Below are 17444 nucleotides of genomic sequence, written 5' to 3'. Positions count from 1 at the left end.
AGGGGATCAGAGGGATCACAGCGACTCGGGGCGCGAGGCCCACGGGCGGATGCGCTCGACGGCGGCGCCGACGTGGAAGACGGTCGCGTCGTCGTACGTGCGTCCGACGATCTGCACCCCGGTCGGCACGCCGTTGGACGCGCGGCCGGACGGCACGTTGAGCACCGGGCAGCGGCTGGCGATGTTGAAGACCGGAGTCAGCGAGTACTCCAGATAGTCGTCGAGCTCCACGCCGTTCACGGTGAGCTTGGTGTCGAGGTACTCCTCGCCGGCGCGCAGGGCGGGCGCTCCCGTGGTCGGGCAGATCAGCGCGTCGTAGCGGTCGAGCAGTTCGCCGATCGGCGCGTAGATCGCCGCTTCCAGCTCCAGCCCCGCCAGGAAGCCGCCGCCCTGCTCGTGCGCCCTCTGGGAGTGCGCGGCGAAGTCGAGGGCGTAGCGGGTGAGCTTGTCGCCGTGCTCGGCGGCGACCCGGCCGACCATGGGGCCGAAGATGGCGCCGAAGTGGATGAGGACGGCGCGCATGACGTCGGCGCGGCGCAGCCCGACCTCGACCTCCTCGACGATCGCCCCGGCCTCGCGCAGCGCGTCGGCGACGGCCCGGGTGTTGGCCGCGACGTCCGGCTCGATCTCCCAGTCGCCCAGGTTGGGCGCGTAGGCGACGCGCAGCCCGGTCACATCGCCGAGCCGGTCCGGGACGCGAACGGTGGGGCGGAGCGAGACCACGTCATGGGGGTGCGGGCCGGCGATGACGTTCTGCAGCAACGCGCAGTCGGCCACGGTGCGGGCCATCGGCCCGTCATGGCAGTAGTGGTCCAGGTTGAACGGCGGCATCGCGGGCACCCGCCCGTAGGGCGGCTTGTAGCCGACCGTTCCGGTGTTGGCGGCGGGTATCCGGATCGAGCCGCCGATGTCGGAGCCGGTGGCGAGCGTGGCCGTGCCGGAGGCGAGCGCCGCCCCCGAGCCGCCCGAGGACCCACCCGGCGAGTAGTCCAGATTCCACGGGTTTCGGGTGATTCCCCACAGGCGCGAGTGCGTGAACGCGGCACAGCAGAACTCGGGCGTGGTGGTGCGGGCGTGCACGATGCCGCCGGCGGCCAGCACCCGTTCGATGACCGGGTGGGTCACCTCGGCCACGTCGTCGGCGTAGGCGAGGGAGCCGTCCGTGGCCAGCCGTCCGGCGATCGGCTGCTCGTCCTTCGCGGCGACGGGAACGCCCTCCAGCGGGCGCGGCGAGCCGTCGCGGTAGGCGCGCTCGGCCTGCTTCGCCTGGAGCAACGCTTCTTCGAAGGTGCGCTCGCTCAGCGCGTTGACCTGAGGCTCGACGGCCTCGGCGCGCTCGATGACGGCGGTCATCAGCTCGACGGGGGACAGCTCGCGGGACCGGAACAGCCGCAGGGCCTCGGTCGCGGAAAGGTAGGCGAGGTCCGTCACGAGGACTCCTTCGATTCGGTTGCGAGGGCACGTCGGTCTGCCGCGATCTGGGCGGGGTCCCAGCCGGGGCGCGGCACCGAGTGCAGCAGCAGGCGGGTGTACGGATGCTCGGGAGCGGCCAGCACCTGCGGGCTGGGGCCCGACTCGACCACGCGCCCCTGGTAGAGCACGAGGACGTCATCGGCGACGTGCCGGACGAGCGCCAGGTTGTGGGTGACGAACAGATATCCGACGCCGGTCTCACGGCGGATCTCCGCGAGCAGGTCGAGGATCTGGGCCTGGATGGACACGTCGAGGGCGGCGGTCGCCTCGTCCAGGATCAGCACCTTCGGCTCGGTCGCCAGCGCGCGGGCGAGCGCGACCCGCTGGCGCTGGCCGCCGGACAGCCGCCGGGGGAGCGCGTCCGCCTCCCGCTCGCCGAGGCCCACCCGCGCCAGCAGCTCATCGCGGCGGGCTCGCCTTTCCTGCGGACTCATCGCGAAATGCAGGCGCAGCGGCTCCTCGACGCACTGCGCGACGCTGACGCGGGGGTCGAGCGAAAGGTAGGGGTCCTGGAAGACCATCTGGAGCTCTCGAGCACGGGAAAGCCGGGTCGCCTTGCCTCGGGCCACATCGGAGCGGTCCCGCCCGCCGACGCGGATCCGGCCGGCGTCCGGCCGCTCCAGGCCGACGAGCATCCGCGCGGTCGTCGTCTTCCCCGATCCCGACTCGCCCACGATGGCCAGCGAGCCGCCGGGCCGCAGCGAGAAGGAGACGTCGTCGACGGCCACATGGTCGCCGAACGACTTGCGCAGGTTCTCGACTTCCAGCGCGTACTCAGTCATGGATCAGCTTCTCCGCGCGCAGGCAGGCCACTTGAGCACCGTCGATCTCCCGCTGGACGGGTTCGTACTCCGTGCAGCCGGACTGGGCGTGGGCGCAGCGGGCCGCGAACGCGCATCCGGTCGGAGCCTCGGCGAGCGACACCGGACGTCCCGGCACGCCGTGCGGTGGCCGGTCCGACTCCAGTCGGGGGGTCGCGGCCAACAGTCCTGCGGTGTATGGATGGCGGGGCCGGTTGAAGAGTCCCTCGGCGGACTGCGCCTCGACGATGCGCCCCGCGTACATCACGTAGATGCGATCGCAGATCGCCGCGGCCAACTCCAGGTCGTGGGTGACGAAGAGCAGCCCCATGGCCCGCTCGGCCTGCAGGTTGGTCAGGATCGAGATGACCTCGGCCTGAGTGGTGACGTCCAGCGCCGTGGTGGGCTCGTCGGCCAGCAGCAGCCGTGGCCCCCCGGCGAGCGCGCCGGCGATCATGACGCGCTGGAGCATGCCGCCCGAGAACTCGTGCGGATACCTGCGCAGGGCCGCGCGCGGCTCACGGATGCCTACCGACTCCAGCAGCTCCGCGGCCCGTTTGAGAGCGTCATCCCGCGACACCCCGCCGGCCCGCATCCCTTCGGTGACGAAGTCGCCGATCCGGCGCAGCGGGTTGATGGAGGCCCGAGGGTCCTGAAAGATCATGGAGACGTCGCGACGGCGCAGGTCACGGAGCCGGGTGGAGGACATCGTCAGGATGTCTTCGCCGTCCACCCGCACGCTGCCGGCGGCTTCGGCTCCCTCGGGAAGCAGGCGCAGCACCGAACGACAGGTGACGGACTTGCCCGACCCCGACTCGCCGACCAGCCCGACGGCCTCGCCGCGTTCGACGTGCAGCGACACCCCGTCGAGGATGGGGCGCGCGGCCTTGCCGGCCGTGAGCCGCACGTTCAGATTCTCGATCTCCAGTAGCCGAGTGGTCATCACTGCTCCCGCCTGGCAACGCGGTCGGCGATGGACTCGCCGACGGTGCTGAACGCGACCACCGTGATCACGATGGAGACGCCGGGGGCGAGGGCGGGGAGCATCGCGCCCTGGAGCAGGGCCTGGGAGCCCTCGTTGATCATCGCGCCCCAGTCGGCGGTGGGCGGCTGCACCCCGAAGCCGAGGAAGGAGAGCGCCGCGAGATCCATGAGCGCGTAGCCGAAGTTGATCGCGGACTGGGCCAGGATCAGCGGAGCGATGTTGGGAAGCAGATGCTTCACGCAGATCATCCAGCCGGACCAGCCCTGCACCCGGTACGCCTGGATGTAGGGGCGGGCCTTCTCCTGCAAGGCCACGCTGCGTGCCAACCGGCCGACGTACGGCGCGTAGGCGACGCTCATCGCGATCACGGGCGCGGTCAGCCCGGCGCCGAAGACCGCCACCAGGATGATGGCCAGCAGCAGAGCCGGGAAGGAGAAGATGAGCTCCATGGCGCGCGACAGCACGGAATCGACGACTCCGCCGTGCCAGGCGGCGGCCACCCCGATCAGCGTGCCGAGCACCGTCGAGACGAGCACGACCATCAGCGGGCCGAGCAGTCCCGTCCGGGCACCGAAGATCAGCCGGGACAGGACGTCGCGGCCGGACTGGTCCGCGCCCAGCAGGTGGTCGGGGGTGGAGCCGCTCAAGGTCGCGGACAGGTCGACGGCGTCGGGGTCGTGCGGGGCGATCAGCGGGGCGAGGACCGCCGCGACGACCAGCACGGTCAGCACGGCGAGGGCTGCCGTGACGAGCTTGTCGCCTCCCGCGATGCGGGCCAGCGGAGCGAGGAACCTACGCCGGTGGATGGGCAGGGCGGTCATCTTGTGCCTCCCTTCGCGTGGGACAGGCGAGGGTCGATGAGCGGATGGACCAGGTCGACGACGAGGTTGGCGGCGACGAAGGCCACCACCACCAGCAGGCTGACGGCCTGCACGACCGGGAAGTCCTTGACGGTGACGGAGCTGACGAGCAACTGGCCGACCCCGGACAGGCCGAAGGCGGTCTCCACGATCGAGGTGGCGACCAGCAGGCCGGCCACGATCGTCCCGGTCACGGTGGTGATCGGGCCGAGGGCGTTGCGCAGCACGTGCCGCCGTACCACGTCCGAGCCGGGCACCCCGCGCGAGCGGGCCACCTCGACATGCTCGCGTCCCAGCTCTTCCAGCATCGACGTTCGGGTCACCCGGGCCAGCAGGCCGACGAAGGTCAGGGCGAGCGCCGCCGCCGGGAGCGTCAGATGGCTGATCCGGTCGCCGAAGCCGCTGCCGTTGCCGAAGGCGGGGAACCAGCCCAGCTGGACGGAGAACAGCGAGATCAGTCCGATCGCGGCGACGAACGACGGGGTGGCCGTGGCGACGCCCGTGCCGATGAGGATCGTCCGGTCCACGAGGCCCCGCCGCAGCGCGGCCAGGGCCCCGAGCGCCAGCCCTCCGATCAGGATGAGCAGGCCGGCGTAGCCGATGAGCCACAGCGTCGTCGGCAGCCGGGCGGCGATCAGACCGGCCACGTCCTGCCGGAACTGCACGGAGCGGCCGAAGTCCCCGGTGACGACGCCGCCGATCCACTTGGTGTACTGGACCAGGAACGGGTCGTTCAGGTGGTACTGCGCCTTGATGGCCGCGACGGCTGCCGGCGATGCCGAGCGCCCTCCCAGGAGGAAGGACGCCGGGTCTCCGGGGGCGAGATGGACCGAGCCGAAGACCAGGAACGACGTGACGAGCAGTGTCGCGACGATCCCGGCGATCCGGCGGAGGAGAAAGCCAGCCATGGTCGGCCTCAACCGGCCGAACCCAGACGAGCGGCCCATGGGTAGACAAGCTGCGAGATGCTGGTCGGCGCGCCGGTGAGCCGCTTGTTGAGGAACATGTTGTGCGGCACCTCGTACAGCGGGATCCAGACCACATCGCGGACGGCGATCTCCTGCAGCTTGGCGACCGTCGCCGCGCGCGCGGCCGGGTCGGCCTCGGAGTTGGCCTTGTCTACCAGGGCGTCGTAGTCCGGGTTGGAATAGCCGCCGTAGTTGGCGAAGTCGCCCGTCCGGAGGATCCCGTAGAACTCCAGCGGGTCGGGGGTGGAGTCGTACCAGATCGTCATGACCAGATCGATCCCCTCGCGGGCCTTCGGGTCGGAGAACAGCGCCGTGTAGGCCTCCGGGGCGACCGCCTTCAGCTCGACCTGCAGGCCGATGGCCTGCCCTGCCGACTGCACCGCGTTGGCGATGACGCTGATCTCCGGGGAGAGCGTGCTGGTCGCCATCACGATCTTCTTACCGGAGGCGCCTGCCTCCTGGATCAGCTTCTTCGCCCCGGCGATGTCCTTGGTGAGGGCCGGAAGCTTGGCGTAGTAGTCCTTGGCCGCCTCCGGCGCGATGCCCCAGGCGCCGATGGCGCCGGGCGCCTTCGCCGCGGTGCCGACTCCGCCCGCGGCGGCCTTGATGATGCCCTCGCGGTCGAGCGCCATGGACAGCGCCCTGCGGACCCGGACGTCGCCGAGCGTGCCCTTGAGGTTGGTGGGGATCACATTCACGGCCGTCGTGTTCGGGCCGAAGTAGAGCGTGCCGTTGCCGGCGGCGCGGAGCTTGGGGAACCCGGTGGACGGCAGCAGGTAACCGCCGTCGACCTCGCCGGCGAGCAGGGCGTTGACGCGGGCGGCGGGGTCGGAGATGAACACGGTCTTGATCGTGTTCGCCTTGGGGGCGAGCGATGCGTCCCAGTAGCCGTCGAACTTCTTGAGGTTGATCGACTGGCCCTTCTGCCATGAGTCGAGTGAGAACGGCCCGGTGCAGTTGATTCCGACATCCGGGGTGCCGTAGCCCGGCTTGGCCAGGGAGGCGGCGCTCTCGATGGTTCCGGCGGAGGTGCCCATCTCCTCGTTGAAGAGCTGGTCGGGCTTCTTCAGATGGACTGTGACCTCCATCGGCCCGGTCTTCTCGATCTTGTCGACGTTCGTGTAGGCCGAGACCCAGTACGAGCCGACCTTGGGATCGAGGTGACGGCGCATGCTGGCCACGACGTCGTCGGCGGTGAGCGTGGATCCGTCGTGGAATTTCACGCCGGAGCGGATCGTGTAGACCCAGCGCTTGGGGTCGGGTGAGGTCGCGGCGCTGGCCAGGCCGGGCTCCACCTTCAGGTCAGGGGTGATCCGCATGAGCTGCTCGCACACGTTGGCGAGCACGGTGTTGGGGTGGTAGTCGAAGGCGTACACGTAGTCGAGGGACTGCGGTTCGGCGTAGAGCGACCAGGTCACCGAGTCCACGGTGCCCTTGGCCGGTGCGGTGTCCTTCGTGATCTCGAATGCGGCGGAGCCGCCCTTGCCGGCTTGCGGAGCGCCGCCACAGGCGGCGACTGCGAGGGTGAGCAGGGTCGTCGCGGCAGCGGTACGGGAGGTGCGCAACAGACCACCTCTTTCTGAACGGGCCGCAACGATCCGGTATGCGGCTGAGGTGGCAGCGAGTATTCGTGAAGGAACGTTCCTGCACAAGGGTTTGGCGGAACGATTCTGCAATGCTTGACTTGGGTAGCGGACCATTCAGCCGAATGACAGGATTCCCGATCATGAGCCAGTCAGAGCGCAGCGCCCGGGTTCGCCTCGTCGATGTGGCCCGCGCCGCGGGGGTGTCCAAGACGACCGTGTCAGACGCGCTGAACGGAACCGGACGGCTTCCCGCGGCCACACGTGAGCACGTACGGCAGGTGGCCCGAGGTCTCGGCTACCGCCCGAATGCCACGGCACGGCTGCTGCGCAAGGGGCACACCCGGCTGCTCGGCGTCACGGCACGCGAGTACGTCGAGATGCCCTGGGTCTACGCCGATCTGGCGTACTTCTCGCAGCTCACCACCGCCATGACCCAAGCGGCCCTGGCCCACGGATACGGCGTCGTCCTCCTGCCCACCTCGGGGCCGGAGGACTGCTGGCTGGACATGCCGCTGGACGGCGTGTTCGTCATCGACCCGGTCGCGGGAGATCCGATGGTCGGAGACTTCCTCGCGGCGGGCGTCCCCGTGGTCTCGGACCGGCGGGCCCTGGCGGAGGCTGGGAGCGGGGCACAGGAGATCGGCCGCTGGGTCGACTTCGACTACGACGGCGCCGCGCGCCAGGTTCTCGATCACCTGGAGGACGCCGGCGCGGAACGGATCGCGGTTGTCGCGGCCACGGCCACGGCCTGCTTCTACCAGCAGTCCGTCAGCGCCTACCGGGACTGGTGCGCCGAGCGGGGCCGTGAACCCCGGATCGTCTGCCTTCCCAGCCCCGGTGTCCAGCAGACGCTCGACGCCGTGAGGGAGCTGCTCACCGCCCAGGTCCCGCCCGACGCGCTCGTCACCCTGGTCGAGCTCAGCCCGCCGCTCCTGCTGGACACGATCCGCAGGCTCGGCCGCTCCGTCCCCGACGACCTGCTGCTCGTCTGCGCGACGGAAGATTCGGCGGCCTCCTACACCGATCCGCCGGTCAGCACGCTCAGCTTCCTGCCCGGCGAGACCGCCCAGGCGGCGGTACAACTGCTCGTCGACCGCATCGAAGGCCGTGAAGGCGACCACGGCCGCCTCTTCTCTGCCGACCTCCAGATCCGCACGTCTTCGGCCGTTCCTGGCCGGCGGCCTGCGGTTTCCCGCGTCACCCCTGGGTGACGCTCAGGCGGAATCGCGCTCGACCAGCGCGTGGGTCCACAGGGCGAGGGGGCGCTGCCCGGTCCCGCCGGTCCTGACGATCTCGTCCAGGGTCTGGGCGAGCATGGCGGGAGCGTCGGTGACGCTGAGGCGGATGGTGGTCAGCCGGGGCCGCAGCAGCTTCGCCAGCGGCAGGTCGTCGCAGCCCACGACCGCCACGTCGCCGGGGACGGAGAGCCCGTTGTCGGCGAGCGCGGCCATCAGCAGCATGGCGTAGTCGTCGTTGTAGGCGAACACGCCGTGTTTGGTCCGGCCGTCTCCGCTGACGCCCGCCTGCCACGCGTCCTGCCACGCGTCCAGCCACGCGGCGGTCGCGGACTCGGAGAAGGCCAGGTCCACCTGGTTGTAGGGCAGGCCGCGGGCGGCGGCCACCCGCTGTACGCCTGCCGCCCGGCGCAGGCCCATGTCGCGCAGGCCGTCCTCGGTCGGGACGATCGCGGTGAGGGTGCGACTGCCGCGTGCGAGGAGGTGTTCGGCGGCGGTGGCCCCGATCCCTTCGTGGTCCATGGTCATGGTGGAGACGAGGTCGGAGGACCAGCCTGCGACGCCGATGCCGATCACCGCTCTGATCCCCGCTGAGTGCAGTACGTCCACGGCGTGCCGGGTCAGCCGTGTGGCCGGGGCGAGGACCGCGACCGGGCGTAGCTCGGCCCAGGCGCGGGCGGCGGCCACGCCTTTCAGGTGGCGCGCGCCGTACTGGATCATGGTGTATCCGAGCCGGCTGAGCTCGCGGTCCAACCCCTCCATCAGGCCGACGGCGAGCTGGCCGTACGGGGCGTCGACCAGCGGCACCAGCACGAGCCTGCTGTGTCCGGTCCGCAGCGTCCGGGCTCCGGCGTGCGGCACGTACCCGAGCCTGTCGGCGGCCTCCTGGACGCGCGCCCGTGTCTCGTCGCTGATACGCGCGCCCTCGCGGTTGTTGAGGACGTACGACACGGTCGCCTGAGAGACGCCTGCCTCGCGGGCGACGTCGAGACTGGTGGGCGGCTTGGCGGACATCGAGTCCATTCTGGATCATCGCGAGTTGATGAAGACCGGAGCCCTGTCCTTGTCGATCGTCTGGGGCGATGCTATCAACTGCTTATACGTATAAGCGGTCCGTCGGCCGCCGTGGCTGCCTGCGAGGGCGCCGGCTCTCGTCGGCGGGATCGCCGTACCGTCGACCACATCTGTGAGGTAATCCGATGCTGCACACTCGCGAATGGGGCTCCGGTGACCGGGTCGCCGTGCTGATCCACGGCATCATGGCCGACTCCCGCTGTTGGTGGCGGGTCGGCCCGGCGCTGGCCGAGCGTGGTTACCGGGTCATCGCGGTGGACCTGCCCGGGCATGGCGAGAGCTTCCGCGCCGAGGAGTACACCCCCGAGCTGTACGCCTCAAGCGTGCTGGAGTCGGTCCCGGCCACCCCCGACCTGGCCATCGGTCACTCACTCGGCGGCCTCACCCTGGCGCTCGCGGTCGAGCGGCTCAAGCCGGGCAGGGCGGTCTACTCCGACCCGGCGTTCCGCGTACCCAAGATCGACGGAGTGGACTTCGGCGCGATGATGGCCGCGGCCAAGGAGCAGACCGTGGAGATGGTGCGGCAGGTCCATCCCGGCTGGTCCGCCGAGGAATGCGCCCTTGAGATCGAGATGCTGGCCAAGTGGGACCCGGCCACCGCGATGGCGCTGACCTCGTTCACCGGCTCGGACTTCACCCCCGACCCGGTGGTGCCGTCACTGGTCCAACTGGCCGACCCGAGCGAACTGGTCTCCGGGGAGTTCGCCGAAACCCTGGTCTCCAGGGGCTTCGAGGTGAGCGTGGTGAAGGGTGCCGAGCACACGATCCATCGCCACCTGTTCGAAGATTTCATGGCCGGTCTCGAGGGCTGGATCTAGATCTTCGCGACACGGCTTCTGCCCGTCGCGACACCACGATGTTCGCCGTGCCCCGGCGGGCGGTGAACCAGGCCGTGACGCGGTCGGCCCCGGCTTCGCCCTCCAGCTCGGCGAACAGGGCACACAACGCGATGCCGTCCGCTGGCGCGGTGTTGGCGTTCGTCGACCTCCGGCGCCCCGTCCTTCCACCTCCCACGTCCCAGAAACGGCAACAGTAGTTGTCGGTTCACCACCCGGGGACGCACCATCGGGGCCGGAGGTGATCGCCATGATCAAGGCGTCGAGCTGGTGGGGCATGGACCTGCCGCACTTGCCCCTGCTGTCACGTCTACGAGGTCCGCGACCAGCCCCTCGTTGTTCTCGGCACCCACCCGGGGGCGGTGCGCCAGGCCCTGCTCCCGCGTCAGTGGAGCGATGACTTCCAGCGCATCCTGGACCCGCCGGCATGGGGTCCGCCACCAACACCGCCCTGCTGGACGAGGACGCCGACCGCGCCGTCGAACGGCGCCACGCCGCGGCCGCCGCCCGCCGGCCCACCCGTCCGCACCGCGGCGCGCCCGACCTCACCCTCATACCCGAACCCGGAGACCCGTACATGCCCCCACATACCCCAAGCTCGGTTGACAGCATCACCGAGCAGACGTTCGCCGAGCGCGTCCTCCAGGCCGAGCGGCCCGTCCTGATCCAGTTCTGGGCCACCTGGTGTCATCCGTGCCGGATGGTCACCCCCATCGTGGAACAGTTGGCCGCCGAGCGGTCCGGCACCCTGGACGTCGTCAAGATCGACCTGGACGAGGAGCCGGAGCTGGCGGACCGGCACGGCATCACCGCCGTTCCCGCCTTCGTCGTCTACGCCGGGGGCCGGCCCGTGGGCTCGTGGGTCGGCGCGGCGCCCATGCACGTCCTGGAACAGAAGCTCGCCGACATCGGCGGAACGTTCGAGCACGGACGGGTCACCGGCGTTCAGGGAAGCGGTGATGGCCGGTGAGCGTCGAAACCGCACAGCAGGAGCCGGTCTCTCGCGGGAGGCTGCCGCTCGGTGTCTACCTGCTCGCGTTCAGCCTGTTCGCGATGGGCAGCGCGGAGTTCCTGCTTGCCGGGGTCCTGCCGGCGATCGCGGACGACCTCCAGATCACGTTGTCCTCCGCCGGTGCGCTGATCGCGGCGTTCGCCATCGGTGTCGTCATCGGCGGGCCTCCCTTGGCCATCATGACGCTGCGCTGGCCGCGACGGACCACGCTGGTGACCGCCCAAGCCATCTTCGCCGCCTCGGTAACGATCGGCCTTCTCACTGACAGTTACGCGGTGCTGCTGGCCACCCGCTTCATCTGCGGCGTCGCCTATGCGGGGTTCTGGGCGGTCGCAGCGGTTACCGCGATCAGCCTCGTCACACCCGACCGCACCGCACGCGCCTCCGGAGTCGTGGTCAGCGGGCTCAGCCTCGCGATGATCGCCGGCGGCCCGGCAGGCGCGTTGCTCAGCTACTTCACGGGATGGCGAGGGGGCTTCTGGGGTGTGGTCGCCCTCACTGCCGCCGGCGCGATCTTGACCCTTCTCACGCTGCCTGCGACGAGCGCGAACAAGGAACCCAGTGTGAGGCGTGAGCTTCGTACCATGAGACGGCCACAACTGTGGGTCGTCTACGCCGCCACCCTCCTGAGCACCGCCGCCTACATGATCTCGTTCAACTACCTTGCGGCACTCGTGACCGACATCACCGGCATCCCTGGCGTCTGGGTTCCCGCGATCCTCACGCTGTTCGGCGTCGGCGCCTTCATCGGTCTCTCCATCGGAGGCAGGATCGCCGACAGGCGCCCCTCTCACGCGCTCCTGATCGGAGCGATCGGGATACTGGTCAGTTCTGTCCTGCTGGCGGTCCTCGCCGAGCACGCGCTGGCCGTCGTCCCCCTCGTCCTGCTCCTCGGGATCGCTGGATTCGTCCTGAACCCAGCCATCTACGGACGAGTGTTCACCATCGCATCCCAGGCGCCGACACTCGCCGGGGCCACCACCGTCTCCGCGTTCCAACTCGGTATCAGCCTTGTCCCCGCGCTCGCCGGGGCCGCCCTCAGCGCCGGCGCCGGCATCATCTCCGTCACATGGATCGGCGCCGGCCTGGCAGCAGCCACCGTGCCAACCATCCTTCTCGACCGGGCGATCTCACGTCACCGGTCGCAGAAGAGCCAATCGGCAACGTTGACGCAGGATGAGTGCCTTTCATCCGACGCTGGGCGAAGGGCTTGAACTCGGCCTGTCGTGGACGCGGAATCTGCGGACCTCCGTCACGCAATCTGAGGTGGTGCAGGCCTCACCTCGGATTGGGCTGCTGGAGTCACTGTGGCCCACGCCCGTCTCAGTGAGGATGGTTCAGCCCGGCCGGAGAGCGGCCCGGCATTTCCGTGAACGCCTCACGAAAGGAATGGCATGGTCGTCCGGTCTTTGGGCAGGAGCCTGGTCGCTGCGGCAGGGGCGGTGCTGTGCGTGGTCACCATCGCCGCGGTGCCGGTGCGGGCGTCGGCCGATCACGAGCCGACGGCGCTCCAGGTGCAGCTGGAACGCCTCGTCCGTGAGTTGGGGATTCCCGGCATCCTCGCCACGGTAACCGAGCCTGGGTCGCATGGCCGCACGACGACCCTGCGTGCCGGCACGGGCGATCTGAGGACCGGCCTTCCGGTGCCGATGGACGGGCGGGTACGGATCGGCTCGGTCACCAAAGCCTTCGTCGCCACGGTCGTCCTGCAACTCGTCGGCGAGGGCAGGATCGGGCTCGACACAGCGGTGGAGCGATATCTTCCCGGGGTGGTGCGGGGAAACGGCGGTGACGGCCGTGCCATCACGGTCAGACAGTTGCTCCAGCACACCAGCGGCCTGCCCGATCCCGGCGATCTGCTGCCGCACGATGAGGAGTTCGCGCGCCACCGGTTCGACCATCACGACAGAGGCGAGCTGATCCGCCACGCGCTGGACGGTCGACCCACGTTCGTCCCGCCGGGAGCGAAGGGGAAGTGGGCTTACACCAACACCGGATATCTCCTGCTCGGCATGATCATTGAGAGGGTCACGGGGGCCAGGAGCTGGCACGACGAGGTTCGGCGCCGGATCACCGAACCCCTGGGTCTGCGAAAGACCTCTTCACCCCGCCCCGCCCAGTACCGCGTCCGAGGGCCGCATCCGCGCGGATACATCCGGGTGGCGTCCGGCATGGTCGATGTGACCGAGCAGGACGCCGGCTACCTGGACGCCGCCGGAGACATGATCTCCACGCCGGGTGAGGTCAACCGGTTCTTCCTGGCCTTGCTGCGTGGCAGGCTGCTGCGCCCCGCCGAGCTCGCCCAGATGACCCGCATGACCAGCGCCACCCCCGGCGGTCCAGTGGAACACTACGGCCTCGGGCTCGAACGCAACGAGCTGACCTGCGGCGGCTTCGTCGGCCACTCCGGCCAGATGCACGGCTACTCGACGGCCGCCGGGCTCCTGGTCGACCGGACCGGCCGCCCCGGCCGCGCCGTCACCGTCACGATCACCACAGAGCCCCGTGACATGAACGACTTCCGCCACCTCATGAAGGCCGTGGACACCGCTCTGTGCCATGTGGCCGGGTAGACCGACCTTGCGACACCTTCCAGGCGCGGCAGCGACGGCGCTGCAAGCAGATCCTCCAGCCCGCGAGGCAGCCGTCGAAACCGCTTTCTTGGCCGGTCACAGTTCGCCGCGGCGCCACCGGTCGAACTCGGACTCCAACTCTTGCTCGTCGAGTGGTGGCACGGACAGGTCGTCTGCCCATGCCACTGCCAGCCGGACGAACTCCTCGCTGTTCCCGCCGTTCACCTGCCCATGTACCTGGAACCACGTGATCAGCGGTGCCGCGTGTGGCGCTGCGGTATCACACGCCGCGCAGAGGACGACGCCGGTACATCCATCTGCCCGGCCGGCGCAGGCGTTCGCCCAGCCGTAGGGCACACGCGCGAGGAGGAGCCCCTCGCGCGTGCACCGCGGACACACCGGCAGTTCGTCGGTGATGAGCACATCGACCCGCCGGCGGCCGGTCACAGCATGATCGCTTCCGGGCCGAACAGCTGTTTGATGTCGGCGGCGAACGACGACTCCGGGTTGATCCGGAATTCCGGCAGGGACAGGACCAAGGTCTTCCCCCCGATCCGCCGCCGCAGGTTGATCAGCACGGGCACCTGCCCTTGGTGCAGCTTCAACACGTTCCGCAGCTCGTCCAGGAGTTGCGGGGTGATGCGTTCTTCGCGCAGGAGCAGGGTGACGGGGTGGCCGGCGTCGCTGTTGACTCCTGACACGTCGATCATGGTCAGGTCTGTCGCGAAGATGGAGATGGCGCCGTCGCGGTTGTTGATCTGCCCGCGCACCGCCACCACGACGTCTTCCCGCAGTTCCGGCCCGTAGAGCTCGTAGCTCTTGGGGAAGAACAGGCATTCGACGGCGGCGTCCATGTCCTCGACGGTGGCGATCGCCCAGAGCTTGCCGGCCTTGTTGACTCGCTTGTCCACCTTCGTGATCATGCCGCACACGCTGATGTCGCCGCGGTCCTCGCGGCCGGATTCGAGCAGGTCCGCGATCGTGGTGTCCCGGTTGCGGGCCAGCAGCCGCTCGGCGCCGGCCAGCGGGTGGTCCGACACGTACAGGCCGAGCATCTCCCGCTCGAAGTCGAGCCGCGTCTTCTTGTCCCACTCCATGTCGGGGACGGCGACGGAGAACGCCGCACCGTCGTCGTCGCCGTCCATACCGCCGAACAGCGAGTCCTGGCCGTGGGCCTCGTTCTTCTTGATGTCGATGACAGACTCCACGGCCTGCTCGTGCACCATGAGCAGCGCCTTGCGCGGGTGGTTCAGCGAGTCGAACGCCCCGGCTTTGATCAACGACTCGATGACTCGCTTGTTGCAGGCCGTCAGCGGCACCTTGGACAGGAAGTCGTTGAAGTCCTTGTACTGGCTCTTCTCCCTGCGGGCCTTGACGATGCCCTCGACGACGTTCTCTCCGACGTTGCGGACCGCGCCCAGGCCGAAGCGGACCTTGTCGTCGCCGACCGCGACGAAGTCGAGCTGGGAGTCGTTCACGTCCGGCGGCAGGACCTCGATGCCCATCTTGCGGCACTCGGCGAGGTAGACGGCGGCCTTGTCCTTGTCGTCGCCCACGGAGGTGAGCAGCGCGGCCATGTACTCGGCGGGGTAGTTGGCCTTCAGGTAGGCGGTCCAGTAGGCGACCAGGCCGTACCCGGCGGTATGGGACTTGTTGAAGGCGTACCCGGAGAACGGCAGCATGACGTCCCACAGCGCCTGGATCGCCTCGTCGCTGTAGCTGTTGTCGCGCATGCCCTTCTGGAAGTTGTCGAACTCCTTGGCGAGGACCTCCGGTTTCTTCTTGCCCATGGCGCGGCGGAGCAGGTCGGCGCCGCCGAGGGTGTAGCCGGCGAGTTCCCGGGCTACGGCCATGATCTGCTCTTGGTAGACCAGCAGGTGGAAGGTGGAGCCGAGGATGGGTTCGAGGGCGTCTTTCAGCTCGGGGTGGATGGGCTCGATGTCCTGGCGGGCGTTCTTGCGGTGCGCGTAGTTGGTGTGCGCGTTGGCGGCCATCGGGCCCGGCCGGTACAGGGCTAGCACGGCGGCGATGTCCTCGAATCGGGTGGGTTCCATCAGCTTGAGGAGCTGCCGCATGGGGCCGCCGTCGAGCTGGAACACGCCGAGGGTGTCGCCTCGGGCCAGGAGCTGGTAGGTGCGTTCGTCGTCGAGGGGGAGGGTGAGGGTGTCGAGTTCGATGCCACGGTTCTGCTTGATGATCTTGATGGCGTGGTCGATGATGCCCAGGTTCCTCAGCCCCAGGAAGTCCATCTTGACCAGGCCCATGTCTTCACAGGACGGGTAGTCGAAGCCTGTGATGATCACGCCGTCCTTGTCCCGCCTGTGCATCGGGATCAGGTCCAGCAGCGGATGTGAGGACAGGATGACCGCTGCCGCGTGGACGCCCGTTCCGCGGATCAGGCCCTCGATGCCCCGGCCGGTGTCGATGACCTTGCGCACGTCGGGATCGTTCTCGTACAGGGCGCGGATCTCTGTGCCCTCGTTGTAGCGGGCGTGCTCCTCGTTGAACAGGTCCGCGAGGGGGACGCCTTTGCCCATGACGTCCGGCGGCATCGCCTTCGTGATCTTGTCGCCCACGGCGAACGGGTAGCCGAGGATGCGCGAGGCATCCTTGACGGCGGCCTTGGCCTTGATGGTGCCGAACGTGTTGACCTGCGCGGTCATCGCGCTGCCGTACTTCTCGGTGACGTAGGCCACCATGCGGTCGCGCTGGCGGTCGTCGAAGTCGAGGTCGACATCGGGCGGGTTGATCCGCTCAGGGTTCAAGAACCGCTCGAACAGCAGGCCGTGCTCCAAGGGGTCGAGCTCGGTGATGCGGGTCGCGTAGGCGACGATCGACCCGGTCGCGCTACCACGGCCGGGCCCGACCGCGATGCCGTTGTCACGTGCGTACTTGCAGATGTCGGCGACCACGAGGAAGTAGGAGGAGAACCCCATCGGGCCGATGACCTTCATCTCGGTCTCGTACCGCTCCCGCACCTCCGCGGGGACCGGCGTCCCGTACCGCATCTCCAGGCCACGCTCGACCTCCTGGCGCAGCCAGGATTCCTGCGTCTCCCCTTCAGGAATATCGGGATAGTCCGGCATCCTGTCCACCTGGGCGAACACGTCGCTGTAGTCGCCCACCATCTCGGCCACCAGTAGCGTGTTGTCGCACGCCTCGGGAAGGTCGGCGAACAGGGCGCGCATCTCGTCGGCGGTCTTGAGGTAGTAGCCCGAGCCGTTGAACCGGAACCGGTTCGGATCGTCCTTGTTCTTGCCCACGCCGACACACAGGAGGCTGTCGTGCGCGTCGGCCTGGTCCTCGGTCACGTAGTGGGAGTCGTTGGTGACCAGCAGCGGGATGTCGAGCTGCTTGGCCAGCCGAAGCAGGTCGGCGCGGACCTCGCGCTCGATGTCGATACCGTGGTCCATCAGCTCCAGGAAGTAGTTCTCCTTGCCGAACATGTCCTGGTAGTCAGCGGCGACCTTGACCGCTTCGTCGTACTGGCCGAGCCTGATGCGGGTCTGCACCGCCCCGGACGGGCAGCCGGTCGTCGCGATGATGCCGGCGGCGTACTGCGAGATCAGGTCCTTGTCCATGCGGGGCTTGGAGTAGTAGCCCTCGAACGAGGCCAGGGACGACAGCTTGAACAGGTTGCGCAGCCCGTCCGCGTCCTTGGCCCACATGGTCATGTGGGTGAACCGGCCACCGCCGGAGACGTCCTTGCCGCCTTCGCCGTCCGCGACACCGGTCTCAGCGCGCTGCCCCCAGAAGACGGGCTTCTTCACGAACCGGTTCTCCGGTGCCAGGTACGCTTCGATGCCGATGATGGGCTTGACCGGGCTGTCCTTCGCGACCTTCTGGAACTCGTAGGCCCCGAACATGTTGCCGTGGTCCGACATCGCGATGGCGGGCATCTCCAGCCGGGCGGCTTCCTTGAACAGCGGCTTCATCTTGGCCGCCCCGTCCAGCATGCTGTACTCGGTGTGCACGTGCAGGTGCACGAAGGACTTGCTCACCCATACCCCTCGTCTCTCAACCGGCCAACGACTCGACGAGG

Annotated in this window: 14 protein-coding genes; 5 read left to right on the top strand and 9 right to left on the bottom strand. The window is 69.0% G+C overall.

All coding sequences use genetic code 11. The features are described 5' to 3' along the window. Positions 1-15 precede the first annotated feature (15 nt). From ABT294_RS34690 to ABT294_RS34665, 6 genes are read right to left on the bottom strand one after another with little or no spacing between them, the layout of a single operon-like run. A complete protein-coding gene (locus ABT294_RS34690; protein WP_350810553.1) occupies positions 16-1431 on the bottom strand; it encodes an amidase in 1416 nt (471 codons plus the stop codon). Continuing rightward, positions 1428-2255 carry an ABC transporter ATP-binding protein gene (locus ABT294_RS34685; RefSeq protein WP_350810552.1) on the bottom strand — a complete coding sequence of 276 codons (828 nt, stop codon included), beginning with the start codon at positions 2253-2255 and terminating at the stop codon, positions 1428-1430. Before ABT294_RS34685 ends, ABT294_RS34690 begins: the two co-directional genes overlap by 4 nt. Then, positions 2248-3216, bottom strand: a complete 969-nt coding sequence (locus ABT294_RS34680) for an ABC transporter ATP-binding protein (protein ID WP_350810551.1) — start codon at positions 3214-3216, stop codon at positions 2248-2250. Before ABT294_RS34680 ends, ABT294_RS34685 begins: the two co-directional genes overlap by 8 nt. Further along, positions 3216-4079: an ABC transporter permease gene (locus ABT294_RS34675; protein ID WP_350810550.1), complete on the bottom strand. Its 864-nt coding sequence runs from the start codon at positions 4077-4079 to the stop codon at positions 3216-3218. The genes ABT294_RS34680 and ABT294_RS34675 overlap by 1 nt, the downstream gene beginning before the upstream one ends. Next, the gene (locus tag ABT294_RS34670) at positions 4076-5026 is read right to left on the bottom strand and encodes an ABC transporter permease (RefSeq protein WP_350810549.1); all 951 of its coding nucleotides are present in this window, start codon (positions 5024-5026) and stop codon (positions 4076-4078) included. Before ABT294_RS34670 ends, ABT294_RS34675 begins: the two co-directional genes overlap by 4 nt. An 8-nt stretch (positions 5027-5034) precedes the next feature. After that, a complete protein-coding gene (locus tag ABT294_RS34665; RefSeq protein ID WP_350810548.1) occupies positions 5035-6651 on the bottom strand; it encodes an ABC transporter substrate-binding protein in 1617 nt (538 codons plus the stop codon). Between the two features lie 161 nt (positions 6652-6812). Between ABT294_RS34665 and ABT294_RS34660 the strand changes: the two genes are divergently transcribed. Continuing rightward, positions 6813-7883 (top strand): LacI family DNA-binding transcriptional regulator, encoded by a 1071-nt coding sequence (locus ABT294_RS34660; protein ID WP_350810547.1) that lies wholly within the window; start codon positions 6813-6815, stop codon positions 7881-7883. A 3-nt stretch (positions 7884-7886) separates the two neighbouring features. Here the strand turns inward: ABT294_RS34660 and ABT294_RS34655 are convergent, their stop codons facing one another. After that, positions 7887-8921: a LacI family DNA-binding transcriptional regulator gene (locus ABT294_RS34655; RefSeq protein ID WP_350810546.1), complete on the bottom strand. Its 1035-nt coding sequence runs from the start codon at positions 8919-8921 to the stop codon at positions 7887-7889. 185 nt (positions 8922-9106) lie between these two features. Between ABT294_RS34655 and ABT294_RS34650 the strand changes: the two genes are divergently transcribed. From ABT294_RS34650 to ABT294_RS34635, 4 genes are all read left to right on the top strand, one after another. Continuing rightward, positions 9107-9799, top strand: coding sequence for an alpha/beta fold hydrolase (locus ABT294_RS34650; RefSeq protein ID WP_350810545.1), 693 nt, complete (start codon positions 9107-9109; stop codon positions 9797-9799). Positions 9800-10244: 445 nt separating this feature from the next. Beyond that, on the top strand, positions 10245-10787 hold the full coding sequence (locus tag ABT294_RS34645) for a thioredoxin family protein (protein WP_350810544.1): 543 nt from the start codon (positions 10245-10247) through the stop codon (positions 10785-10787). Further along, entirely contained in the window at positions 10784-12043 is a 1260-nt protein-coding gene (locus tag ABT294_RS34640) for a Cmx/CmrA family chloramphenicol efflux MFS transporter (protein ID WP_350810543.1), read from the top strand. Before ABT294_RS34645 ends, ABT294_RS34640 begins: the two co-directional genes overlap by 4 nt. A 180-nt stretch (positions 12044-12223) precedes the next feature. Further along, a complete protein-coding gene (locus ABT294_RS34635; RefSeq protein ID WP_350810542.1) occupies positions 12224-13402 on the top strand; it encodes a serine hydrolase domain-containing protein in 1179 nt (392 codons plus the stop codon). 96 nt (positions 13403-13498) lie between these two features. Here the strand turns inward: ABT294_RS34635 and ABT294_RS34630 are convergent, their stop codons facing one another. Then, the gene (locus tag ABT294_RS34630; RefSeq protein ID WP_350810541.1) at positions 13499-13849 is read right to left on the bottom strand and encodes a DUF6300 family protein; all 351 of its coding nucleotides are present in this window, start codon (positions 13847-13849) and stop codon (positions 13499-13501) included. Next, positions 13846-17403, bottom strand: a complete 3558-nt coding sequence (gene dnaE, locus ABT294_RS34625) for a DNA polymerase III subunit alpha (RefSeq protein WP_350810540.1) — start codon at positions 17401-17403, stop codon at positions 13846-13848. The genes ABT294_RS34630 and dnaE overlap by 4 nt, the downstream gene beginning before the upstream one ends. Positions 17404-17444 lie beyond the last annotated feature (41 nt).

It is taken from the genome of Nonomuraea sp. NPDC000554, assembly GCF_040300065.1.
Taxonomy (GTDB): Bacteria; Actinomycetota; Actinomycetes; order Streptosporangiales; family Streptosporangiaceae; genus Nonomuraea.
Note: the sequence above shows the minus strand (reverse complement) of the source record. Positions and strands in the feature narration are given on the sequence as shown.

Coding starts and splice junctions, on each gene's coding strand:
- ABT294_RS34645 (WP_350810544.1), top strand. CDS start 10,245: ATGGGGTCCGCCACCAACACCGCCCTGCTGGACGAGGACGCCGACCGC.
- ABT294_RS34650 (WP_350810545.1), top strand. CDS start 9,107: ATGCTGCACACTCGCGAATGGGGCTCCGGTGACCGGGTCGCCGTGCTG.
- ABT294_RS34655 (WP_350810546.1), bottom strand. CDS start 8,921: ATGTCCGCCAAGCCGCCCACCAGTCTCGACGTCGCCCGCGAGGCAGGC.
- ABT294_RS34680 (WP_350810551.1), bottom strand. CDS start 3,216: ATGACCACTCGGCTACTGGAGATCGAGAATCTGAACGTGCGGCTCACG.
- ABT294_RS34675 (WP_350810550.1), bottom strand. CDS start 4,079: ATGACCGCCCTGCCCATCCACCGGCGTAGGTTCCTCGCTCCGCTGGCC.
- ABT294_RS34660 (WP_350810547.1), top strand. CDS start 6,813: ATGAGCCAGTCAGAGCGCAGCGCCCGGGTTCGCCTCGTCGATGTGGCC.
- ABT294_RS34670 (WP_350810549.1), bottom strand. CDS start 5,026: ATGGCTGGCTTTCTCCTCCGCCGGATCGCCGGGATCGTCGCGACACTG.
- ABT294_RS34685 (WP_350810552.1), bottom strand. CDS start 2,255: ATGACTGAGTACGCGCTGGAAGTCGAGAACCTGCGCAAGTCGTTCGGC.
- ABT294_RS34635 (WP_350810542.1), top strand. CDS start 12,224: ATGGTCGTCCGGTCTTTGGGCAGGAGCCTGGTCGCTGCGGCAGGGGCG.